This is a genomic window from Saccharopolyspora sp. NPDC049357, from assembly GCF_040677225.1.
Taxonomy (GTDB): Bacteria; Actinomycetota; Actinomycetes; order Mycobacteriales; family Pseudonocardiaceae; genus Saccharopolyspora.
In genome coordinates this window covers 1-19,447 of sequence record NZ_JBFAQJ010000005.1, presented here as the reverse complement: position 1 = coordinate 19,447, position 19,447 = coordinate 1, and the positions used below count along the sequence as shown (strand labels likewise).

17 protein-coding genes are annotated in these 19,447 nt (G+C 69.7%); 11 read left to right on the top strand and 6 right to left on the bottom strand.

The window, feature by feature from the left end:
- Positions 1–11 precede the first annotated feature (11 nt).
- Together AB0J91_RS05890 and AB0J91_RS05885 are read right to left on the bottom strand one after the other, a co-directional pair.
- Entirely contained in the window at positions 12–1,277 is a 1,266-nt protein-coding gene (locus AB0J91_RS05890) for a nucleotide sugar dehydrogenase (RefSeq protein ID WP_363864576.1), read from the bottom strand.
- Positions 1,274–1,585 (bottom strand): hypothetical protein, encoded by a 312-nt coding sequence (locus AB0J91_RS05885; RefSeq protein ID WP_363864574.1) that lies wholly within the window; start codon positions 1,583–1,585, stop codon positions 1,274–1,276. The genes AB0J91_RS05890 and AB0J91_RS05885 overlap by 4 nt, the downstream gene beginning before the upstream one ends.
- Before the next feature lie 279 nt (positions 1,586–1,864).
- Between AB0J91_RS05885 and AB0J91_RS05880 the strand changes: the two genes are divergently transcribed.
- The 8 genes from AB0J91_RS05880 (at position 1,865) to AB0J91_RS05845 (ending at position 11,620) form a co-directional block, all read left to right on the top strand.
- Positions 1,865–2,461, top strand: coding sequence for a hypothetical protein (locus tag AB0J91_RS05880; protein ID WP_363864572.1), 597 nt, complete (start codon positions 1,865–1,867; stop codon positions 2,459–2,461).
- Between the two features lie 124 nt (positions 2,462–2,585).
- A complete protein-coding gene (locus AB0J91_RS05875; protein WP_363864570.1) occupies positions 2,586–3,377 on the top strand; it encodes a TIGR03084 family metal-binding protein in 792 nt (263 codons plus the stop codon).
- A complete protein-coding gene (locus AB0J91_RS05870) occupies positions 3,374–5,080 on the top strand; it encodes an acyclic terpene utilization AtuA family protein (protein ID WP_363864569.1) in 1,707 nt (568 codons plus the stop codon). Before AB0J91_RS05875 ends, AB0J91_RS05870 begins: the two co-directional genes overlap by 4 nt.
- Positions 5,035–6,225, top strand: coding sequence for an acyl-CoA dehydrogenase family protein (locus AB0J91_RS05865; protein WP_363864567.1), 1,191 nt, complete (start codon positions 5,035–5,037; stop codon positions 6,223–6,225). The genes AB0J91_RS05870 and AB0J91_RS05865 overlap by 46 nt, the downstream gene beginning before the upstream one ends.
- On the top strand, positions 6,222–7,820 hold the full coding sequence (locus AB0J91_RS05860) for a carboxyl transferase domain-containing protein (protein ID WP_363864565.1): 1,599 nt from the start codon (positions 6,222–6,224) through the stop codon (positions 7,818–7,820). The genes AB0J91_RS05865 and AB0J91_RS05860 overlap by 4 nt, the downstream gene beginning before the upstream one ends.
- A gap of 11 nt (positions 7,821–7,831) precedes the next feature.
- Complete coding sequence (locus AB0J91_RS05855; protein WP_363864563.1) at positions 7,832–9,826, top strand: biotin carboxylase N-terminal domain-containing protein; 1,995 nt, start codon at positions 7,832–7,834, stop codon at positions 9,824–9,826.
- Positions 9,823–10,983 carry an acyl-CoA dehydrogenase family protein gene (locus AB0J91_RS05850; protein WP_363864561.1) on the top strand — a complete coding sequence of 387 codons (1,161 nt, stop codon included), beginning with the start codon at positions 9,823–9,825 and terminating at the stop codon, positions 10,981–10,983. The genes AB0J91_RS05855 and AB0J91_RS05850 overlap by 4 nt, the downstream gene beginning before the upstream one ends.
- Positions 10,984–11,011: 28 nt before the next feature.
- The gene (locus tag AB0J91_RS05845) at positions 11,012–11,620 is read left to right on the top strand and encodes a TetR/AcrR family transcriptional regulator (RefSeq protein ID WP_363864559.1); all 609 of its coding nucleotides are present in this window, start codon (positions 11,012–11,014) and stop codon (positions 11,618–11,620) included.
- A gap of 72 nt (positions 11,621–11,692) precedes the next feature.
- Here the strand turns inward: AB0J91_RS05845 and AB0J91_RS05840 are convergent, their stop codons facing one another.
- Both AB0J91_RS05840 and AB0J91_RS05835 read right to left on the bottom strand, forming a co-directional pair.
- A complete protein-coding gene (locus AB0J91_RS05840) occupies positions 11,693–12,151 on the bottom strand; it encodes a L,D-transpeptidase (RefSeq protein ID WP_363864557.1) in 459 nt (152 codons plus the stop codon).
- A gap of 161 nt (positions 12,152–12,312) precedes the next feature.
- Positions 12,313–13,347, bottom strand: coding sequence for an NlpC/P60 family protein (locus AB0J91_RS05835; protein WP_363864555.1), 1,035 nt, complete (start codon positions 13,345–13,347; stop codon positions 12,313–12,315).
- Positions 13,348–13,814: 467 nt separating this feature from the next.
- On the opposite strand from AB0J91_RS05835, the gene AB0J91_RS05830 reads away from it, so the two are divergent.
- Both AB0J91_RS05830 and AB0J91_RS05825 read left to right on the top strand, forming a co-directional pair.
- Positions 13,815–14,810: a chitinase gene (locus tag AB0J91_RS05830; RefSeq protein ID WP_363864553.1), complete on the top strand. Its 996-nt coding sequence runs from the start codon at positions 13,815–13,817 to the stop codon at positions 14,808–14,810.
- Positions 14,811–14,827: 17 nt separating this feature from the next.
- Positions 14,828–15,787, top strand: coding sequence for a chitinase (locus tag AB0J91_RS05825; RefSeq protein ID WP_363864551.1), 960 nt, complete (start codon positions 14,828–14,830; stop codon positions 15,785–15,787).
- 39 nt (positions 15,788–15,826) lie between these two features.
- Here the strand turns inward: AB0J91_RS05825 and AB0J91_RS05820 are convergent, their stop codons facing one another.
- Positions 15,827–16,942 carry a serine hydrolase domain-containing protein gene (locus AB0J91_RS05820; RefSeq protein WP_363864549.1) on the bottom strand — a complete coding sequence of 372 codons (1,116 nt, stop codon included), beginning with the start codon at positions 16,940–16,942 and terminating at the stop codon, positions 15,827–15,829.
- Positions 16,939–18,255: an NAD(P)-binding domain-containing protein gene (locus AB0J91_RS05815; RefSeq protein ID WP_363864547.1), complete on the bottom strand. Its 1,317-nt coding sequence runs from the start codon at positions 18,253–18,255 to the stop codon at positions 16,939–16,941. Before AB0J91_RS05815 ends, AB0J91_RS05820 begins: the two co-directional genes overlap by 4 nt.
- A 92-nt stretch (positions 18,256–18,347) precedes the next feature.
- Between AB0J91_RS05815 and AB0J91_RS05810 the strand changes: the two genes are divergently transcribed.
- Entirely contained in the window at positions 18,348–18,983 is a 636-nt protein-coding gene (locus AB0J91_RS05810; RefSeq protein WP_363864545.1) for a helix-turn-helix domain-containing protein, read from the top strand.
- Positions 18,984–19,447: the final 464 nt, after the last annotated feature.

Below are 19,447 nucleotides of genomic sequence, written 5' to 3'. Positions count from 1 at the left end.
AACGCCCACACTCAGAGATGACGAACGTTCTCGCCGGCGAGTTTGCCTCGGGTGTCCAGGAGCAGGCACTGCGAGGCAACCAACCGCACCGGGTCGTAGCAGGAGTGGTCCTGCAGCACGATCGCGACGTCGGCGTCCCGAAGCCCGTCGTCGAGGTGCTCCACGCGGTTCAGCGGCCGGCCCACGACCTCGAACCCGGGCACGTGCGGATCGTGGTAGACGACCTCGGCACCGGCGCGCAGCAGTCCGGCGGCGACCGGAACCGCCGGTGTCTCCCGGATATCGGCGATGTCGGGCTTGTAGCTCACCCCCAGCAGCAGCACCTTGGCACCATCGACGTGAGTTCCGCTGTCGCGCAACAGCCTTTGAGCCCGGGACACCACGTGCTCGGACATCCGCTCGTTCACCTCGCGGGCGGCGACCAGGGTCCGGAAGGCGAATCCGGCGCCTTCGGCCGCGCTCTGCAGGTAGACCGGATCGACCGGGATGCAGTGGCCGCCGACACCGGGTCCTGGCTGGAACGGGGCGTAGCCGAAGGGTTTGGTGCCCGCGCAGTGCAGCACGTCCCACACGTCGATCCCGATCCGGTCGCAGAACAGCGCCACCTCGTTCACCAGCGCGATGTTGACGTAGCGGTAGGTGTTCTCCAGCAGCTTGGCCATCTCCGCTTCGCGCGTCCCGCGTGAGACCACGAGGGTGTCGATGAAGCGGCCGTAGAACGCCACGCCGTACTTGGCGCACAGCGGCGTCACGCCCGCCACCACCTTCGGTGTGTTGCGCACGCCGAACTGCGGGTTGCCGGGATCGATGCGCTCCGGCGAGTAGGCCAGGTGGAAGTCCTCGCCCGCGCGAAGTCCGCTGCCGCTCTCCAGGATCGGGCGCACGACGTCCTCGGTCGTCCCCGGGTAGGAGGTGGATTCCAGCACGACCAAGGTGTTCGGTCGCAGGTTCTCCCCCACCGAGCGAGCGGCCGCGCGGACCGAGCTCAGGTCGGGGGCGCCACCGGTGAGACCGGTGGGCACGCACAGCACGACGGTGTCGGCGTCGGCGATCACCGACGGGTCGGTCGTGGCCCCGAACCCCGTGGCCACCATCTCGGCGACCACGGAGTCCAGGACGTCGGCCACGTGCGAGCGGCCCGCGTTCAGCCCGGCCACGACCTCGCCGGAGATGTCGAAACCGGCGGTGCGCATGCCGGTTTCGTGCGCGCGGACCAGCAGCGGAAGCCCGACGTAGCCCAGCCCGACCACGACCAGGTCGAGACTCAGATCCGTCATGCCTTGAAGCTGCCCAACGCCGGGATCTCGTGGGCGCCGTGACCGGCTTCCAGCGGAACTCCCAGGCCGGAGCAGTCGGGCGAGGCGTACAAGGTGATCGCGCGGCCGGTGTCGTTGATGACCACGTGCGTGCCCAGCGGCAGCGCCTGACATCCCTTCGGGCTCTGGAACTTCTCCACTGGCACGAGGGCGTCGGCGATGAAAACCAGCACCTGCTCCGACGGCGCCTGCGCGACGGCCGTGCCCGCGACTCCCGTCGCCACCGCACCGGAGGCGAGGAGCGCAGCAGCGAAACGCGCAATTCTCATGGCATATTCCCTTTCTGATCTTTTCGATCGCGACACCCCCCGCGATCGGACAGGAGGAGACCGGGAGCGATCTGCTGAATTCCCGGAGAACAACGGGCCGGACTGTAGCAACGGCCGAAAAACCGTGCAGTGAGATGACATCCGGATTCGCGAAAGAACCTCGATAGTGCGCTCGATCGTGCGACACGGGCTGCCGCCGGGACGGAACCGTGCTCCCATTTTGAACTGAAGGGCGAAAGATGTCCTTCATCCTCTTGTGAACGAAGGAGTTCAATCCGCATGCTTTCCAAACTCGGTACGAAGTCCGGCATTTTCGGTGCGGCCGCCGTTCTGGCTGCCGCTCCGCTGCTCGCGGGTGCCCTGACCGCGCAGGCCGACCCCTCCCCCGCGCCTGAGGCCAAGACACTGCTGACGTGCGAGCTGAAGGGATCGTCCTCGTTCGCCCCGGCGCTGTCCGGGAACCCGTTCGGCGCGAACACCCAGATGAAGGTCGACGGCCAAGCGGCCAACTGCAAGCCGGCCAGCAAGGCCGCCGAGGGCGTCGTGAGCGCGACGTTCACCGGCGACCTGTCGGGCAAGATGTCGTGCACTTCGCTGCCGCGGGATGTCGGCGGTGACGTCGACATCACCTGGAAGTACGAGGACGGCAGCACGAAGACGAGCAAGGCCAACTTCAGCCTCAACATGCAGGGCGACCTCAGCAACCCGGGTCAGCCGGTCACCGGTTCGTTCACCGGCAAGACGGTCAACGGGGAGTTCACCGACGCCCAGCACAAGGGCACCGGCCAGTTCGACATGGCCTCCGCGGCGGGTGGCTGCCTCGGCGGCGGACTGTCGTCGCTCGACTTCGCCGGCAAGTACGAGCTGAGCCAGTGATCTCACCGCGCTGGTAGGACCCCACGAGTCGATGGGCGGGGCCGGGAGGCTTCGCCCATCGTCTTGTCACAGAATCAATCAATCGTGCTTGATTTTTCCTCGCGGCAGGCCCACCCTGGTCGGCATGGCCAACGTGGGCGCTCTGCTGGATGACATGTGTGCGGAAGGCGATGAGCTCGACGAGCTCGTCGCCGGACTGGACGAGGAGCGGTGGTCGCTGGCGACGCCCGCCGAGGGATGGACGATCGCGCACCAGATCGCCCATCTGGCCTGGACCGATGACGTCGCGCTGCTGTCGGCCACCGGCCCCGACGGCTTCGCCGCCGTCGTCGAGCAGGCGATGCAGGACCCGTTCGGCTTCGTCGACGCAGGCGCCGAGGAACGCGCCCGCGCACGGCCCGCCGACCTCCTCTCGAGCTGGCGGATCGGCCGCTCACAACTGGCCGAAGCCCTGCGCCGGGTCGAGGACGGCCGCAAGCTCGCGTGGTTCGGCCCGCCGATGGGCGTCGGTTCGATGGCCACCGCGCGGCTGATGGAGACCTGGGCGCACGGCCAGGACATCGCCGACGCGCTCGGCGTCACCCGCGCCCCCACCGCGCGGCTCCGCAACGTCGCGCACATCGGCGTGCGCACCCGCGACTTCGCCTACGCCACCCACGGCCAGACCCCGCCGGCCGAACCGTTCCGCGTCGAACTGGTCGGTCCCGGCGGTGAAGCGTGGGAGTGGGGCCCGGCCGACGCCGCGCAGCGGATCACCGGTCCCGCGCTGGACTTCTGCCTGCTGGTCACCCAGCGGCGGCATCCCGACGACCTCGCCGTCGAGACCGTCGGAGCCGACGCCGCGCACTGGCTGACCATCGCGCAGGCGTTCGCCGGAGCGCCCGGCGAGGGCCGGAAGCCGGGGCAGCACTCGTGATCGGCTCCGACCCCGAACTCCTCCGGGTCGGCAACTGCTCCGGCTTCTACGGCGACCGGCTCTCGGCGATGCGCGAGATGCTCACCGGCGGCGAGCTCGACGTGCTCACCGGTGACTACCTGGCCGAGCTGACGATGCTCATCCTCGGCCGCGACCGGCTCAAGGACCCCGATCTCGGCTACGCCAAGACCTTCCTGCGCCAGCTGGAGGAGTGCCTCGGCCTCGCCGCCGAGCGCGGGGTGCGGATCGTGGCCAACGCCGGGGGCGCGAACCCCGCCGGTCTCGCCGCGCGGATCCGCGAGCTCACCGAGCGGCTCGGGCTGGACGTGTCCGTCGCACACGTCGAAGGCGACGACCTCACCGCGCGTGCCGCCGAACTCGACCTCGGTTCGCCCCTGGTCGCCAACGCCTACCTCGGCTGCTGGGGCATCGCGGAGTGCCTGAACGCCGGTGCCGACGTGGTGGTCACCGGCAGGGTCACCGACGCATCGGTCATCGTCGGACCGGCCGCCGCCCACTTCGGCTGGGACCGCACCGACCACGACGCGCTCGCGGGAGCCGTCGCCGCGGGTCACGTCATCGAGTGCGGAACGCAGGCCACCGGCGGCAACTACGCGTTCTTCACCGAGATCGCCGACCTCACCCGACCCGGGTTCCCGATCGCCGAACTGCGGCGGGACGGGTCGAGCGTGATCACCAAGCACCCCGGCACCGGTGGCGCGGTCACCGTCGACACCGTGACGGCGCAGCTGATGTACGAGGTCCAGGACGCGCGCTACGCGGGCCCTGACGTCACCACCAGGCTCGACACCATCGAGGTCGGCCAGGACGGCACCGATCGGGTTCGGATCAGCGGCACGCGCGGCGAAGCTCCGCCGCCGGAGCTGAAGGTCTCGCTCAACGGCCTCGGCGGGTTCCGCAACGAGATGGCCTTCGTCCTCACCGGTCTGGACGTCGAGGCCAAGGCCGAACTCGCGCAACGCCAGCTGGAGGCCGGACTCGCCCGGCGACCGGCCGAGCTGACCTGGACGCTGTCCCGCCTCGACCGGCCCGACGCCGACACCGAGGAGCGGGCGAGCGCGATCCTGCGCTGCGTGGTGCGAGATCCCGACCAGGACGTGGTGGGACGCGCGTTCTCCGGTGTGGCCGTGGAGATGGCGCTGGCTAGCTACCCCGGGTTCAGCCTCACCAGCGTCCCCGGCAAGGCCTCGCCGTACGGGGTGTTCACCGCGGGGTGCGTCGACCAGGACCAGGTGCCGCACGTCGCGGTCCTCCCGGACGGCGAGCGCGTGGACGTGCCACCTGCATCGGAGACGCGATCGCTGGAAACCCTGCCCGATCCGGCTCTGCCGCAACCGCTTCCGGACGGACCCAGCAGGCGGGTCCCGCTGGGCACGTTCGTGGCCGCGCGCAGCGGCGACAAGGGCGGCAACGCCAACGTCGGCGTGTGGGTGCGCACCGAGCAGCAGTGGCGCTGGCTGGTTCACGCGCTCACCGTCGACCGCCTGCGCGCCCTGCTCCCGGAGGCCGCCGAGCTGCCGATCACCCGCACGGTGCTGCCCAACCTGCGGGCGCTGAACTTCGTCGTGGAGGGAATCCTCGGCGAAGGTGCGGCGGCCCAAGCCCGTTTCGACCCCCAGGCCAAGGGACTCGGCGAATGGCTGCGGTCCCGGCACATCGACGTTCCGGAGGCGCTGCTTTGAACCCGTGGGACGACGACGAGCGGCGCGTGCTGCGGGAAACCGCGCGCCGGTTCGTCGAGACCGAGGTCCTGCCGCACCAGGATGAGTGGGAGCGCGGGGGCGAACTACCGCGTTCGCTGCACGAGAAGGCCGGTGCGCTGGGGCTGCTCGGCGCCGCGCTGCCCGTCGAGGTCGGCGGAGGCGGCGGTGATCTCATCGACGCCGCGGTCATCGCCGAGGAGATGCACTACGCCGGCTGCTCCGGCGGCACCTTCGCCTCGCTGTTCACCTGCGGAATCGCGGTGCCGCACATGGCTTCCGCCGGTGATCCGCGGCAGATCGAGCGCTGGGTGAAACCCACGCTGGCCGGGCACAAGATCGGGTCGCTGGCCATCACCGAACCCGGCGGCGGATCCGACGTCGGTCATCTGCGCACCCGCGCGGACCGCGACGGCGACCACTACGTGGTCAACGGCGCCAAGACGTTCATCACCTCGGGCTGCCGCGCCGACTACGTCGTCACCGCCGTGCGCACCGGCGACGACGGCGCGGGCGGGGTGTCGCTGCTGGTGGTGGAGAAGGACGCACCGGGCTTCACCGTCTCCCGCAAGCTGGAGAAGATGGGCTGGCACGCCTCCGACACCGCCGAGCTCTCCTTCACCGACGTGCGCGTCCCGGCGGAGAACCTGGTGGGACCGGAGAACTCCGGATTCCTCCACATCGCCCAGGCATTCCTCAGCGAACGCCTCTCGCTGGCGGTGCAGGCCTACGCCAGCGCGCAGCGCTGCCTGGACCTGGCCGAGCAGTGGTGCCGCGACCGCGAGACCTTCGGCCGCGCGCTGATCACCCGGCAGGCCGTGCAGAACACGCTCACCGAGATGGCCCGCAAGATCGACGTCGCCCGGGTCTACACCCGGCGGCTGGCCGAACGCGCCGTGGCCGGTGAGCAGGACCTGACCGTCGAGGTGTGCTTCGCCAAGAACACCGCGGTGGAGACCGGCGAGTGGGTCGCCCACCAGGCGTTGCAGCTGTTCGGCGGGCTCGGCTACATGCGCGAGTCCGAGGTCGAGCGCCAGTACCGGGACATGCGCATCCTCGGCATCGGCGGCGGGACCACCGAGATCATGACCGGACTGGCGGCGAACCGATTGGGGTACCGAGAATGACGATCCTGCGATCCGCGCTGGACACCGGTTCCGGGGAGTACGCCGAATCCGCTCAGGCGATGCTCGACAAGATCGCCGAGGTCGACGAGGCGCACGCGACGGCGGTCGCCGGTGGTGGCCCGTCGAAGGTCGAGCGGCACCGCAAGCGCGGCAAGCTCACCGCCCGCGAACGCATCGAGCTGCTCATCGACGAGGACTCGCCGTTCCTGGAGCTGTGCCCGCTGGCCGCGTGGGGCAGCGACTTCCAGGTGGGCGCGTCGGTGGTCACCGGCATCGGCGTCGTCGAAGGCGTCGAGTGCATGATCGTCGCCAACGACCCGACCGTGCGCGGCGGCACCTCCAACCCGTGGACGCTGCGCAAGTCGTTGCGCGCCAACGAGATCGTGGAGCGCAACCGGCTGCCAGTGATCTCCCTGGTCGAGTCGGGCGGTGCGGACCTGCCGACGCAGAAGGAGGTCTTCATCCCGGGCGGGGCGCTGTTCCGCGATCTCACGCGGCTCTCGGCGGCCGGGATCCCCACCATCGCGCTGGTCTTCGGCAACTCCACGGCCGGCGGCGCCTACATCCCGGGCATGTCCGACCACACGGTGATGGTCAAGGAGCGCTCGAAGGTGTTCCTCGGTGGCCCGCCGCTGGTGAAGATGGCCACCGGTGAGGACGCCGACGACGAGTCGCTGGGCGGCGCCGACATGCACGCGTCCGTGTCGGGTTTGGCGGACCACTTCGCCGTCGACGAGCCTGACGCGCTGCGCATCGGCCGCTCCATCGTCAAGCGCCTGAACTGGCGCAAGAAGGGCCCTGCCCCGCGCGCGGAGGTGCGCGAGCCGTTGCACCCGGCCGACGAGCTGCTCGGCGTGGTGCCCGCGGACCTGAAGGTGCCGTTCGATCCGCGCGAGGTGATCGCGCGCGTCGTCGACGGCTCCGACTTCGACGAGTTCAAGCCGCGCTACGGGTCGAGCCTGGTCACCGGGTGGGCCGAGCTGCACGGATATCCCGTCGGCATCCTCGCCAACGCGCGCGGCGTGCTGTTCTCCGAGGAGTCGCAGAAGGCCACCCAGTTCATCCAGCTGGCCAACCGCGCCGAGACTCCCCTGCTGTTCCTGCACAACACCACCGGTTACATGGTCGGCGCCGAGTACGAGCAGGGCGGCATCATCAAGCACGGCGCGATGATGATCAACGCGGTGTCCAACAGCAAGGTCCCGCACATCTCGCTGCTGATGGGCGCCTCCTACGGCGCCGGCCACTACGGCATGTGCGGCAGGGCCTACGACCCGCGCTTCCTGTTCTCCTGGCCCAGCGCGAAGTCCGCCGTGATGGGCCCAGCCCAGCTCGCCGGGGTGATCTCGATCGTCGGCCGCGCGGCCGCGGAGGCCAAGGGCCAGCCGTTCGACGAGGCCGGCGACGCGGCGATGCGGGAAGCGGTGGAGAACCAGATCGAAGCCGAGTCGCTGCCGATGTTCCTGTCCGGACGGCTCTACGACGACGGCGTCATCGACCCGCGCGACACCCGCACGGTGCTGGGGATGTGCCTGTCGGCCATCCACAACGCCCCGATCGAAGGCGCCGAGGGCTTCGGCGTCTTCCGGATGTGAGGTCCTCAGCGATGATCACCCATGTTCTGGTCGCCAACCGCGGTGAGATCGCCCGGCGGGTCTTCGCCACCGCCCGCCGCATGGGCCTGTCGACCACGGCGGTCTTCTCCGACAGCGACGCGTCCGCGCCGCACGTCGCCGAGGCCGACGTGGCCGTCCGGCTACCCGGCGAAACCCCGGGCGAGACCTACCTGAGGGCCGAACGGCTGGTGCGGGCCGCGAGGTCCGCGGGCGCCGACACCATCCACCCCGGGTACGGCTTCCTCTCGGAGAACGCCGCGTTCGCGCAGGCGGTGTGCGACGCCGGGCTGCGCTGGGTGGGTCCGCCGGTGCAGGCCATCGAGTCGATGGGCTCCAAGGTCGAGGCCAAGAAGCTGATGGCCGACGCCGGAGTCCCGGTGCTGGCCGAGCTGGACCCCGATTCCGTCACCGAATCCGAGCTGCCGGTCCTGGTCAAGGCCTCGGCAGGCGGTGGTGGTCGCGGCATGCGGGTGGTGCGGACGCTGGCCGAGCTGCCGGAGCAGCTCGACGCCGCGCGCCGCGAAGCCGAATCGGCCTTCGGCGACCCGACCGTGTTCTGCGAGCGCTACCTGGAGGCCGGGCGGCACATCGAGGTGCAGGTCCTCGCCGACGCGCACGGCACGGTGTGGGCGCTCGGCGAGCGCGAGTGCTCGATCCAGCGCAGGCACCAGAAGGTCGTCGAAGAAGCACCGTCTCCACTGGTCGAGCGCATCGGCCCGAAGATGCGGGAGCGGCTGTTCGAGTCCGCGCGGCTGGCGGCCTCCGCGATCGGCTACGAGGGCGCGGGAACCGTGGAGTTCCTGGCCGACGAGCGGGGCGAGTTCTTCTTCCTGGAGATGAACACGCGCCTGCAGGTGGAGCACCCGGTCACCGAGAACACCACCGGAGTCGACCTGGTTCGGCTCCAGCTGCAGATCGCCGACGGCCACGCGCTTCCCGCCGAACCGCCCGCCTCCCGCGGTCATTCGATCGAGGTCCGGCTCTACGCCGAAGACCCCGCGCACGACTGGCGTCCGCAGAGCGGAACCCTGCAGCGCATCGAGTTCGGCGACACCGCAGCGGAGTTCGCCGTCCTGAGCTCCCCGGGGGTCAGGCTGGACTCCGGCTTCGCCGACGGTGACGCGGTGAGCATCCACTACGACCCGATGCTGGCCAAGGTCATCTCCTTCGGCGAGAACCGGGAGGAGGCCGCGCGGCTGCTGGCTGCGAGCCTGGCTCGGGCCGAGATCCACGGCCTGATCACCAACCGGGACCTGCTCGTGCGAATCCTGCGCCACCCGGCGTTCCTGGCCGGTGACACGGACACCGCGTTCTTCGACCGCCACGGCCTGGCCGCCCTGTCCCTGCCGCTGGCCTCCGACGACACCGCCGACCTCGCCGCGGTCGCCGCCGCGATGGCCGCGGCCGCCGAGAACCGGCTCACCGCGCGGGCCAACGCCCGGATCCCGTCCGGGTGGCGGAACCTGCCGTCGGTGCCGCAGACCAAGACCTACACCTGCGGGAACCGCGAGATCGAAGTGTCCTACCTCGCCAAGCGCACCGGCGTCGAGATCGCGGACCACCCGGGACTCGCGCTGGTGGAGGCGACCCCGACCCGCGTCGTGCTCGACGTTCCCGGTGAGCACGGCCCGGTCCGCCGGAGCTTCGACGTCGCGCGCTACGACGACCGCGTCCACGTCGACTCCCCGCTCGGGCCGGTCGCGCTGGCGCGCGTGCCGCGCTTCACCGACCCCGCCGACCTGGTCACCGAGGGATCGCTGCTGGCGCCGATGCCCGGCAAGGTCATCCGCCTCGCCGCCACCACCGGGGACCGCGTGACCGCAGGTCAGCCGATCCTGTGGCTGGAGGCGATGAAGATGGAGCACACCGTCGCCGCCCCCGCCGACGGTCTGGTCAGCGAGCTCAACGTGGTCGCGGGACAACAGGTCGAGGTCGGAACCGTGCTCGCCGTGGTCGACACCCCGGACACCGAGGAGAAGGCATGAGCTTCATCGAAACCGACGAGCAGAAGGAACTGCGCGCCTCCGTCGCCAAGCTCGCCCAGCGCTACAACCACGTCGACTACGTGCTGCCCAAGGCACGACTGCGCGAACCGCTCACCGAGCTCTGGTCCGAGGCGGGCCGGCTCGGCTTCCTCGGCGTCAACATCCCCGAGGAGTACGGCGGCGGTGGTGCCGGGATCTACGAACTCGCGCTGGTGCAGGAAGAACTCGCCGCCGAGGGCGCCGGGCTGCTGCTGGTCGTGGTCTCCCCCGCGATCTGCGGCACGATCATCACCAAGTACGGCACGCCCGAGCAGAAGCAGCGCTGGCTCCCCGGCCTCGCCGACGCCACCACCACGATGGTCTTCGCCATCACCGAACCGGACGCGGGCTCGAACTCGCACCACATCACCACCACCGCCCGCCGCGACGGCGACGACTGGATCCTGCAGGGCCAGAAGGTGTTCATCTCCGGCGTCGACCAGGCCGACGCGGTGCTGGTCGTCGCGCGCACCGAGGACTCCCGCACCGGCAAGCTCAAGCCCGCGCTGTTCGTCGTGCCCACCGACGCGCCGAACTTCGTGGCGCAGCCGATGGAGATGGACATCATCGCCCCGGACCGGCAGTTCACGCTGTTCCTCGACGACGTGCGGCTGCCCGCCGACGCGCTGGTCGGTGAGGAGGACGCCGCGCTGATGCAGCTGTTCTCCGGTCTCAACCCGGAGCGCATCCTCGGTGCCGCCCTGGCCACCGGCATGGGCCGCTACGCGCTGACCAGGGCCGTCGAGTACGCCAACCAGCGGCAGGTCTGGAAGACCCCGATCGGCGCGCACCAGGGCATCGCCCACCCGCTGGCGCAGCACAAGATCGAGGTGGAGCTGGCGAAGGTGATGATGCAGAAGGCCGCCACGCTCTACGACGCGGGCCTGGACGTGGAGGCCGCCGAGGCGGCGAACATGGCCAAGTACGCGGCCGCCGAAGCCAGCATCGCCGCGCTGGACCGCGCCATCCAGACCCACGGCGGTTCCGGTCTGACGGCCGAGCACGGTTTGGCCGCGATGCTCGGCGCAGCACGCATCGCCCGGGTCGCGCCGGTCAGCCGTGAAATGATCCTCAACTACGTGGCCCAGCACAGCCTGGGTCTGCCGAAGTCGTACTGAGCCGGATCCGGTCAGCACCGGTGGGGGGATGAGGAGAATGTCGTCGCGCGAGCCGAAGCAGGATCGCAGCCGGGCGACGCGGCAACGCCTGCTGGAAGCGACCATCGACTGCCTGGCCGACCAGGGCTGGGAGGCCACGACGGTCACCGCCGCGGCACAGCGCGCCGGTGTGTCGCGCGGTGCGGCGCAGCACCACTTCCCGGCTCGCGAGGACCTCATCACCGCAGCCCTGGAGTACATGTTCGACGCGCGGATGGCCGAGATCCGCGCGGAGAGCACCCGCCTGCCCGAAGGGCCGGGACGCACCGAGTTCGTGGTCTCCAGGGTCGTCGACCACTACACGGGTGAGCTGTTCAAGGCCGCTCTCCAGGTCTGGACGGCGGCCGCCGCGGACCCGGCCCTGCGGGAGCGGATCGTGCCGCTGGAAGCGAAGTTCGGCCGCATGGTCCACCAGACAGCGATCGAGCTGCTCGGCGCCGACGACACCGACCCGACCACCCGCCGTCTCGTCCAGGCCACCCTCGACCTCGCTCGGGGACTCGGCCTCGCCGACGTCCTCACCGACGACTCCGCGCGCCGCGCGAACATCGTCACCCAGTGGGCGGCGACCCTCCACGCCGCCCTCCCGCAGTCCTGAAGAAAGGCGAAGGGCCGTGACTCCCGCGCACGTGGTGCGCGGGGGGTCGCGGGCCCGTCACGGGTTCTTCGCTTACGGGACGACCTGGACCTCGTCGCCGACCTGGAGCTTGTCGAAGAAGACCGCGGAGGACTTCTTCGACAGGTGCAGGCAGCCCGCGGAGCGCTCGGTGAGGCTGCCCTGGTGGAACGCGACGCCGGTGTTGGTGAAGAACACCGAGTTCGGCATCGGCGCGTCGAATTCCTTGCTGTGGTGGTCCTTGTTCTTCCACGTCACGTGGAAGACCCCGGCCGGGGTGGGGCTCTCCGGACGTCCGCCGAGCGCCGAGGCTTCGCCGTAGTAGACCTCGCCGGCGCGGATCAGCCACGCGCGGTTCTGCGAAAGGCTCACGCACGCATGCGCGGTCGCCGTGCACGGCGTGCCCGGGACGAGCTCTGGGGCGGACGCGGGTTCGGCCGCCGCGCTGCCCGCGCCGATCGGCAGCGCGGTGGCCGCAGCGGTCACCGACACCATCGCGATCCTGCTTAACATGGGGTCTCCCAACGTTCTCCGCCTCGCCCGGAACCTCGGTTCACGCGAGTACGGGACCAGGAACCTGGCTTTCCGTGATCATGTCGGCACACACTGTAGCGGAACCGATTTCGGCGCGGTCACGAAATGCCGGAACATCACCCGCTGCGCGCAACCGGCCGTCAGCCGGCGACGCGACGCACCGAGTGGACCTCACCCATGTACTCGACCTCTTCGACGGAGACGTTCTGACCCTCGGTCGGCGCGTGCACCATCTTGCCGTTGCCGATGTAGATGCCATCGTGGCTGGCGGAGCTGTAGAAGAAGATGATGTCGCCGGGCTTCATATCCGACTGCGACACCGAACGCCCCACCGACACCTGCGAGCGCGTCGAGCCCGGCAGGTCGACACCGGCCTGCTTGTAGGCCCACTGCACCAGACCCGAGCAGTCGAACTCCTCAGGTCCCTTGGCTCCGAACACGTACGGCGAACCCTGCTTGCTCAAAGCGGCGTTGACCGCCTTGATCGCCGAACCGGAACCGGTGAGCTGACCCACGGCGCTCTCCACGCCGGACAGCGCGTCCTTGTCCTGCTCGCTGAGCTCGCTGTACTGCTGCTTGACCTTGGCGACCTGGGAGTCCATCTCCTTCTTGCGGCCGGCGATGTCGCCTTCCAGCCGCGCGGCGTCGGCCTCGGCCTTGGCGGCACCGGCGCGCGCGTCCCAGGCCTGGCGGCGGGCGCTCTCCGCGCGGTGCGTGGCTTCGGCGTAGGCGTGCACGGACTCGGAGTTGTGCTGCGCCATCAGGTCGAGCGTGGAGGCCCGGTCCAGGAACGCGTCCGGGGTTTCGCTGCCGAGGACCGCGGCGATCGAGTTCATCTGCGAACCCTTGTAGGAGGCCTTGCTCAGCCGGTCGACCTGGCCGCGCAGCTGCTCCTCCTGCACGCGCGCCTCGCCGGCGACCCGGTCCGCCTGCTGGGCCTCGGCGTTGAACCGGTCGAGGTCGTGGCGCTTGGCCGTGTGATCGTCCTGCGCCTTCTTGTAGTCCTCGGTGATCACCTCGGCCTGCCGCGACAGCTCGCGCAGCTTCTGCGCCGCCTGCGACGCCTCGCCCGACTCGGGCTCGGCCGTGGCCGGGGTGCTGCCGAGCATCACGGTCGAGAGCGCGGCGGCCGCCACCAACGCGGTGCGCCTCGGAGTTGGGTTGGCGTTCGACATGGGGAGCCGATCACTCCTTCGAGTGGGTACTGCGGCAATGGGCGGTCACCCTAGATCCCCGCCGCCGGACCTCCCGGAACCGGGCGCAGCACCTTCGTACCGCTCGTGCGCAGGAGAAACGGGCGAAGTGGCCGACCATCGTCCGCGCGGCGAGGACCGCTGGCAGATCGTGATCCTTCGCACCGCTGGAATCCGCTAACGCCGGACACCTCCGGAACGACGTGGCGCGGCGTCCGGCGGAACGCGCTGCGGCACGGGGACGCTGCCGATGGCGCGCCCGGGGCAGAGTCGTTGCGCAGTCTCGCCAAAGTGGTCTAGACCCATTGACTCCGTGGCGTGGTGCACATACTTTCTGCCGCGCCGGTAGCGGAGATCTCCGCAGTGCGAATCCGGGGCCGAGCGCGCCGCGCTTCCGGATCGATTCACGACCCGACCGATCGGCCGGGTCGCCATGAGGGGAGAACCCTGTGACGAGGAAACCGATCCGATGGGCGGCGCTGGCCGCCGGCCTGCTGATGCTGCCGATCGCCGGAGCCATGACGGCGCAGGCCGCGCCCGGTGAGCTCAAGGCCGCGCCGTACTACATGCCGCTGGACAACGAACCGCAGGACATCGCCGAGGCGATCCAGGCCAGCGGCCAGAAGGACTACATCTTCGCCTTCGCCCTGGCCCCCTCCACCGACTCCTGCACTCCCACCTGGGACGGCAAGGTCGGCCAGGAGGTCGCCACCGACACCGCCGTGAAGGCCAAGGCCGACGCGGTTCGCGCCGCAGGCGGCAACATCTCGGTGTCCTTCGGCGGCTACAACGGCATCGAGCTCGCGACCGCGTGCGCCGACGCCACCGCGCTGGCGGACGCCTACCAGCAGGTCATCGACAAGTACGAGTTGACGCACATCGACCTCGACATCGAGGGCGACGACCTCGGCGACGTGCCCAACGAGACCAAGCGCTTCGAAGCCATCAAGATGCTCAAGGAGCGCAACCCCGACCTGCACGTCACGCTGACGCTGCCGATGACCACCGTCGGCCTCAACGAAGCGGGCAAGGCCGAGATCCAGCGCGCCAAGGACATGGGCGCCGAGATCGACCTGTTCAAGATCATGGACTTCGACTACGGCGGCCCCGGGCAGGACATGGCCAACAGCGCCATCTCGGTCGCCGAGGCGTTCCACGAGCAGCTGCGCGAGCTGCACCCCGAGTTCGACGACGCCGCGGCCTACGCGCGCACCGGCGTGATCCTCATGAACGGTCACACCGACCAGCCATCCGAGCTGTTCACCCCGGACACCTTCCGCGCGCTGCTGGACTACGCCGAGCAGAAGCAGATCGGCCGCCTGTCCTACTGGGCGCTCAACCGCGACCGCGTCTGCACCCAGCCCGGCGGATGGGCCGACGGCAAGTGCAGCAGCGTCGAGCAGCAGCCCTACGAGTTCACCAAGATCATCGCCGAGTTCCAGTGAGCCCCCGGAGTAGCACCATGCGAATCCCCCGAAAGCTCGTCACCGCCCTGGTCGCAGGCTCGATGCTCCCGCTGGCAGCGGGTTCCGCGCTCGCACAGGAAGCGCCCGCCGAGATCAAGTCCGCCCCCTACATCGACGTGATGCAGGAGAAGCCCACCCTGGCGGAAGTCGCCAAGGCCACCGGGCAGCAGCACTTCACGCTCGCCTTCGTGCTCGGCAGCGCCGCCGGCTGCACCCCGATGTGGGGTGGCGAACGAGCCGTCGACGACCCGGCCATCAAGGGCCAGATCGACGAACTGCGCGCCATGGGCGGCGACGTCATCGTCGCCACCGGCGGCGCCATGGGCCCGTACCTGGAGAGCGTGTGCGGCACCGCCGACGAGCTGCTGGGCGCCTACAAGGCGATCCTCGACGCGACCGGCGCCAACCACCTCGACGTCGACGTCGAGGCGACCATCCCGCACGACGTCGTCAACGAGGCGCTGGCCAAGCTCCAGGCCGAGCGCGGCACCAAGGTCAGCTACACCCTGCGCGTCCAGGCCGATGAGACCGGCCTCGACCCGTACTCGCTGCAGGTGCTGCAGAGCGCCGCCGCGCACGGGGTCGACGTGCTGGTCAACCCGATGGCGATGGAGTTCGGCTCCAGCAAGCCGTGGGGCGACGCCGTGATCGCGGCGGCCGAGAGCACGCTGCGCCAGATGAAGGAGATCTGGCCGAACCTCAGCGACGCCGACCTCAAGGCCCGTCTGGGAGTGACGCCGATGATCGGCCGCAACTTCAACGGCAACATCTTCACCCAGGACCACGCGCGTCAGCTGCTGGACTGGGCCAACGCCAACGGAATCGGCCTGCTGTCGTTCTGGTCCGCGGGCCGCGACAACGGCGACTGCCCGGGTGGCGCGGTGTCGCCGACGTGCAGCAGCATCGAGCAGCAGCCCTTCGAGTTCACCACCATCTTCAAGGGCTTCGGAGCCTGATCGGCGCGACGCCGGCGGCCCAGCGGGTCGCCGGCGTCGTCATGCCCTCGCCGGAGAGACGCACTCGTAGGTCGTGCGCACGTACTCGCGGGTCTTGGCCGCCCCGACGAGCTCGGCGGCCATCTTGTTCATCGTGTAGGCCATGGTCATCCGCCGGTCGAGATCGTTGACCACCACGGCACCTCCGTGCCCGACCCACCAGCAGATCCGCCCGGACGGCGTGGGCATGAGATCCGGCGTGGGCAGCGCGTACCCCATGCCGAAGGGGATCCGGTGGCCCAGAACCCGGTCCGGGGAATCGGATTGGACCTCGAAGATCCGCTCGACGGTCTCCGGCGACAGGTAGGTCCTGCCGTCGATGGTGCCGCCGTGCGAGACCAGCGACTGCAGGCGCGCGACCGAGCGGGCGTTGCCCTGACCGTTGAACCCGCCGAGCTCCGCGCCGAGGAACTCCCGCGTGGTCGTCAGCTTCATCGAGAACAGCGGGTTGAGCAGCGCCCGCTGCCCGAACTCGCCGAGGTCGGGGGCGTGCGGCGGCGACTTCAGGATCGCGACCCGCTCGTCCGCGGATTCCGGCGCGCCGAGCCAGTAATCGGCACTCAGCGGTTCGGCGTACTCGGTGCGCAGCACGGTTCCGGCGGACCGCCCGGTGACCCGCTCCACGAGTTCGCCGAGCAGGTGGCCGTGGCTGATCGCCTGGTAGCCCGACCCGTCCCCCGGCTCGAACCACGGCCTCTGCGCGGCCAGCAGCGCCGCCGCCCGGCGCGTGTCGTAGAGGTCCGCCACGGTCATCTTCTCGTCCCAGCCCGGAAGCCCGCTGGTGTGCCCGAGAACGTGCCTGACCAGCACCTCGGCCTTGCCCTCCGCGGCGAACTCCGGCCAGTAGCGGGCCACCGGCGCGTCCAGGTCGAGCTCCCCCGCATCGGCCAGACCGAGCACGACCAGGGCGAGCATCGTCTTGGTCACCGAGAAGGTGTTGACCAGCGTGTCGCTCTCCCACGGCACGCCCTCGCGGGCTTCGCCGCCCCAGATGTCGACCACCGTTTCGCCGTCCTGGACGACGCAGATCGAGGCGCCGCGTTCCTCGCCTTCGCCCAACCGGCGTTCCAGGAGGTCGCGCAGCGGCGCGAAGCGGGGTGCGCAGTGACCGTTCATCGGGTGGCTCGCTTTCTGCCTGCGGCGATCTCGCGGTGGAGATCGCGCACGTACCGGGCGAAGTCGAGTTGGATGGTATGCCGAGGAGCGTCGTAGTACTGCCGCAGATGCTTGCGCTCGTCGTGCGCCATCATCCGCTTCATCTCCGCCTTCGCTGGCGCCCGGTACTCGCCGGTGAGGTGCGCGGCGATGAGCTTGCTCTGCTGCTCGGCGAGGTTGACGATCGTCGGCGACGCCTGCGCGAGACCGGCGAAGTACAGGTTGTCGATGCCCGGCTTGAGGATCCGCTTGAACAGCGGGAACCGGTGCTCAGCATCGGGTTGCAGCTCGGGGTCGTCGAAGAACGGGAAACTCATGTTGTAGCCGGTGGCGAACACGATCACGTCGGCCTCGATCCGGGAGCCGTCGGTGCACCGCACCCCCGAGCCGTCCAGCCGCTCGATCCCGGGAACGCAGGTCAGATCCCCGGAACCGGCCTTGGCCAGGAAGTCGACGCTCACCGACGGGTGCGCGGCCAGCGGTTCGTGGTCGGGTTCGGGCAGGCCGTAGTCCCGCATCGCGCCGACGTTGCTCTTGATGGCCTTGCGCGCCAGGCGGAGGGCGAGCCGCTTGGGCATCCACGGCGGCATCATCAGCTTGTCGGCGGGCTTGCCGCCCCGGTACTTCGGCAGCACCCACACGCCGCGACGTGCGGAAACCCAGACGTGCTCGGCGATGGAGCGGTGCGACAGCTCCGCGGCGATGTCCAGCGCGGAGTTTCCCATGCCCACCACCACGACCCGCTTGCCGCGCATGTCCACCGGCGAGAACGGGCTGCGGTAGGAGTGGCTGTGCAGGGTCGTTCCGCCGAACTCGCCCGGGTACTGCGGGGTTCGCGGGTCCCAGTGGTGACCGTTGGCGACCACCAGCGCGTCGTACTCGCGCGTCTCGCCGCTGCTCAGCCGGACTTCCCAGCTCCCGCCGGGGGTTCGCCCGGCGGCCTCGACCCGCGTGTTGAAGGTGATGGTCTCGCGCAGGCCGAAGTGCTCGACGTAGTCCCGGAAGTAGCGGTGGATCAGCGTGTGGTGCGGGAAGTCCGGCCACTCACCGGCCGCCGGGAAGTCCTCGAACTGCAGGCGGGTGGTCGAGGTGTCGATGTGCAGGGATTCGTAGCAGGCGGAACGGCCGTTCGGGTTGTCGAAGTACCAGTTCCCGCCGACGTCGTCGGACTCTTCGAAGCAGTCGTAGCGGACCCCGGCGTCGCGGAGCCGCTTGGCCGTGGTGAAGCCGGAACAACCGGCGCCGATGATGCAGACCACCGGATCGGAACCCATCGGCAACCTCCTCGTCGCGATGCGATCGGCGATCGACTCTGCCATTTCGCTGACGTGGTGTCCAGTGAGTGGTCAGCTGTATGGTCGGGACCGTGACCGACACCGAGCGCCTGACGCTGCGACAGCAGCAGAAGCAGCAGACCCGCGCCGCACTGCTGGAGGCGGCCCGCCGACTGTTCGTCGAGCGCGGCTACGCGGCGGTCACCGTCGACGACGTCACCTCCGAGGTCGGGTGCAGCCGAGCGACCTTCTACCTGCACTTCAACGGCAAGCCCGACGTCCTGCGGCGGATCGGTGCCGAAACGACGCGGCAGCGCGCGGTCTCGGTCTACGCCGACCTGGACGCGGTGCTGGCCAGCGGCTCGCGGGAGCGGTTCACCGAGTGGCTGCGCAACGCCCTCCACTGGTTCGAGGCGAACCGCGACATCCTGCCGGTGTGGGACGAGGCCGTGGCCCTGGAGCCCTCATTCCGGCCGATCGCGACGGCGGCGGTCGCCGAGCTGCCCGCCGCGATGCCGCGATACCTCCAGCGGTGGGGTCCCTCGCGCGGCGACGAGGCGCGCTTGCGGGTCGGACTGCTGGTGACGCAGCTGGAGCGCTTCTTCACCCGCTGGGCGGTTCAGGGCACGTTGGACATCACCGACACCGACCCCGCGGCAACGCTCACCGACATCTGGTACCCGGCGCTGCTGCCTCCCGAGGAGCGTCACTCCGCAGAGCAAGGCTGAAACGCGTTACCAGCCAAACTGTTTCACTGAGTGACCATCTCGATCACCCCATCTAGCGATGCGCTTTCGCTCGCATCTTCGAATGGCGTCGGGCAGAATTTAGCACATGAGTTCGAAGCCGACTTTCCCCATGACCACTCGTTTCGTCGCCTGCGGTAGACCGTCCACAGTGCTCATCCGCCGGACGAACCCGTCCAGGTTCGGCTCGTTGAACGCATGCTCGGCAGCGCTCGATGAGCCACGCGGATCGCGAGACCCGCCATTCCCGGGCGGATGAGCCCACCCGGCCCCAGGGTCGGTTATCCCAACGCGCCTGTGAGGCTTGTTGTTTGATAAGTGCAGAGTGGGAAAACCCAAGGCAGCTGGGGCAACCTGCCCGCACTCCTGCTGACCGCGGTACTGCCAGAAGCTCCACGGCGCGTCGAGCACGACCAGCTCCAGGCCCCGATCGATGTCGCCGATGA